The sequence below is a fragment of the uncultured Christiangramia sp. genome, assembly GCF_913046405.1.
Lineage (GTDB): Bacteria > Bacteroidota > Bacteroidia > Flavobacteriales > Flavobacteriaceae > Christiangramia > Christiangramia marina.
In genome coordinates, this window is sequence record NZ_CAJWRQ010000158.1 from 1 (window position 1) to 3,680 (window position 3,680).

At 37.1% G+C, this 3,680-nt stretch carries 4 protein-coding genes; 3 read left to right on the top strand and 1 reads right to left on the bottom strand.

Features of this window, described 5'->3' with window-relative positions:
- Both QZ620_RS13670 and QZ620_RS13675 read left to right on the top strand, forming a co-directional pair.
- On the top strand, positions 1-2,184 hold a 2,184-nt coding region (locus QZ620_RS13670; RefSeq protein ID WP_295182704.1), incomplete at its 5' end, for an outer membrane beta-barrel protein.
- A 159-nt stretch (positions 2,185-2,343) separates the two neighbouring features.
- Positions 2,344-2,493, top strand: a complete 150-nt coding sequence (locus QZ620_RS13675) for a hypothetical protein (RefSeq protein WP_295182708.1) — start codon at positions 2,344-2,346, stop codon at positions 2,491-2,493.
- A 341-nt stretch (positions 2,494-2,834) separates the two neighbouring features.
- Here the strand turns inward: QZ620_RS13675 and QZ620_RS13680 are convergent, their stop codons facing one another.
- The gene (locus QZ620_RS13680) at positions 2,835-3,293 is read right to left on the bottom strand and encodes a cytosine permease (protein WP_295182712.1); all 459 of its coding nucleotides are present in this window, start codon (positions 3,291-3,293) and stop codon (positions 2,835-2,837) included.
- On the opposite strand from QZ620_RS13680, the gene QZ620_RS13685 reads away from it, so the two are divergent.
- The coding region (locus tag QZ620_RS13685) for a hypothetical protein (RefSeq protein WP_295182714.1) at positions 3,292-3,680 on the top strand (389 nt) is incomplete at its 3' end. The two genes, QZ620_RS13680 and QZ620_RS13685, sit on opposite strands and share 2 nt — an antisense overlap.

Here is a 3,680-nt window from a genome sequence, read left to right on the forward strand (position 1 = left end):
GAAATCATAGATAAGATACAGGTAGTGGATACCAAAACAAGAAGTGAAGAATTTACCGGAAAGGCGGGAGATTCAGAAAATAAGACCATCAATATTGAACTGAAGGAAGACAAGAACAAAGGCTGGTTTTCACGGGCAACTGCCGGTGGTGGTACAGATGACCGATATGAACTTAGTGGTATCGCCAATTATTTTAAAGATGACCTCAGGGTAAGTGTACTTGCTAGTTCCAATAATATCAATAGTTCCGGATTTAGTTTTGATGAGGTGTTCGACATGATGGGTGGACATGCCCGTAGTGTAAGGTTCAATGGGAATGGAAGTTTCAGTATCAATGGAACCGGTTTTGGATCTAATAATGGGATTACGAAATCTGAAACCGGCGGATTCAACTTTGTAAATGAATGGGACAATGGTATGGAACTTACTGCGGATTATTTCTATGGAGGATCAGATACGGAGACCAGAACGAGGATCGAGCGGGAGAATATTCTTCCAGATTCCAGATATTTCACTAATTCCATCAGCTCCAGTAATTTACTGAATGATAGTCACAGAGCGACACTTCGATACGAAGTAGAATTTGATACTCTTACGAGGCTTTCCATCGCTCCACGATTCAATGCTAACATTGGAACGTCCTATCGAGATAGATTTGAAGAAAATCTTGATGAGGACATGCAGCTTCAGAATACCACACTTATAGATGAAACTGAAGATCTTACAAGTCTGGATTTTAGTAATGATATCAACTTTATAAAACGTTTTGGAAGCAGGGGTTCTTATCTTCAGTTGGATCTGGACCATGCCCACAGCAAACAGGAGAATGAGAATATTTACTTTTCAGAAAGTACATTCGTAAATAACCCTGAAAATAATATCGTTCAGGATCAATTTATAGATCAGGATGAAAATTCCAATTCTTTTAGTGTTGGAGCTTCAAAAAGAAGTGTATTGGCAGATAAATTCTTTCTGGACATCAATTATGAGTTTGATACACAAAAGAGCAGCAATACCAGAAGTGTTTTTGATGCTGTTGATGGTGAGTATACTAATTTCAATGAGCTATTGAGTAATGATTTTGAATTCCGTAGTTTCAAACATACTCCAAACGCCGGACTTAATTATGAAGGTGAAAAATGGCGTGTTAGTTCTGAGGTTGGGTTGCTTAGCACAACTTTAAAGACCGAGAACTTTATGGAAGATATACGCTTCGACAATACTTTTAATAATGTGTATGTGGATGCCGATCTTCGGTATTCTCCTGAAAGATCCAAAAGTATAAGTATTGGTTACAGTACAAATGCTGATGTTCCTTCAGTGAGGCAACTGCAACCAGTGGTGGATAGAACAAACCCTACAAATATCATCATTGGTAACCCTGAGCTGGAACCAACCTTTAATCAGCGCGTGAACTTAAATTATAGAAATTTCGATTTTGCTTCCCGAAGTGGAATCTTTGCTTATGCCTATTTCAATTTCACAGATAATCAGGTGGCAGCAACCAGCAGCGTGGATAATTTTGTTAGAACTACAACCTATACCAATGTAGATGGAGTTATTAACGGAAATCTGGGAGCTTCTTACAGTAAAAGCTATAAGAAGGACGCTACAGAGTTTAGATATAGGATTGGAGCAAATGGAGGCTATAACAGGAATGTAGGCTTTATTAACGCTGTACAGTATGAATCTGATCAATTTACGGTAACTCCTACTTTGAGGCTTACTTACGCGATCGATGAAGTCTTTGAGATTGAACCAGGTTACTCGGCGACCTTCAATGATATTCAGTACGATATCAATAGTGGAAGAGATCAAAATTATGTAAACCATAGTCTGTCTCTTGAAACTACAACCTACTGGCCAAAGAACGTGGTTTTTGGAAATGATATCTCCTATAATAAATATGGAAATGTTGCTCCGGGATTCGACAGTACGAGTCTATTGTGGAATATGAGTCTTGGATACCAGTTCCTGAAAGACAATGCTACCGTCAAAGTGAAAGTATATGATTTACTGGATCAAAATGTGGATACTAGAAGACTTGTAGGAGACGATTATATTCAGGATGTGAATAACCTCGTTCTGCAACGATATGCAATGCTGAGTTTTACTTACAAGCTAAGTAGTTTTGGAGGTGGAAAGGCGCCATCCAGAAGAGGAGGTAGAATGATACGTATGTAATAGAAAAAAATAGTAGGTTTTTTTGGTGCAAATCTCCAGAAAGCTTGTAGGAATAATCCGTTTAACGATTTTCCAATGACCTAGACGAAAAAATTATGATTTAACTGCTTAAGTGATTATATTATAGTGAGTTAAGTATAAATCAAAAATAACAGGCGTATGGAAATCTTTACTGAATTTGTGGACAACTACAAGATGAGTATTCATGGCCTGAACATTATCGCAAAGATACTGGTCACGCTTACCCTACTATTTATTTTTGCCGCCATTGTTGGGGCAGTAGTAAACGTAGTACTTCACACTGTTTGATAACACTGTATTCTGAGGAATCAGGTTATTATGCAAAAAGCCGGAATGCTAATTCCGGCTTTTTGTATTTTATATAGATCAGTTATATGCATAAAAAAACCCGATTCAGGTGAATCGGGCTTTTAAAGGTGGTGCCTCCAGAAGCTCATCTATTTACACCTTCCTAAACCAATTTACCTCAATGCACGCTATTTTATGTTGATTGTTTTTACTCTTTGTAGCTCCTTAAACTTTTATGTTCTGGAAAAACCTAGAGCATATTCCCGAGCCAGCCCTCCATTTGGAACAGCAACTACTATCTTTGTAGTGCTAAAGAATATTTAAAAAGGCAACCCCCTCCATTACACCTTTTCATTCTCCTCTATTTTTTTCTGTTGGAAATTTATATGATTGGCACCTGTTAGCTTTTTTAAGATCCAGTAGGAGACAGCAGCCACTATAATTCCTAAAATGAACTTTATTTCTGAATCCATAAAAAGCATAATAGCTACACCGGAAAGCCAAGATAGAATTCCGGTCCAAATGAATTTGGAAGTCACTTCTTTGTAAGTTCTACAAATAAAATAATCCGAGATTATAACACCAGCAACGGGGGTGATTGTTATAGTTAAAGCGGTGATGAATTCCATAAAATGATCCATAATTCCTATTGCGGCTAAAATAAGACCTGCACCACCAGCTAGTAGAGTAATTTTCGATCGAGAGGTTTCTGCTAGACCCCCTAAATTTGTAAAGGCCAAACCGGAAGAATAAATATTTATTACATTGGAGGTCCAAGTAGCTAGAATTAAAGTACTCATGGCTAGAAACGGAAAACCAAGTGTTGAAAATATTGCAACAATTGTAACCGAATTTTCAAGCACACCCAAGGAACAAGTGATTTCTAAAATATTAGCTGCTGAAAACCAATATGAATTTCCTGAAATATTTATGACCATGTCGTCAGCAGAAGCATTATTAGAAGACTTATTACCATTTGCTGAAACTGGCAAGATTAAACAGAAAAAATGGGGTGCACATTTGAATACAAATGGATCTTTATTTTATTGGATATTTGATTATATTTATACACCCTTATCCGCTACCATGTTTGCATTACTTGCATTTTTTGTAGCTTCAGCATCTTATAGAGCATTTAGAATCCGTAATTTTGAAGCTACATTATTGCTCATTTCTGGAATTATTTT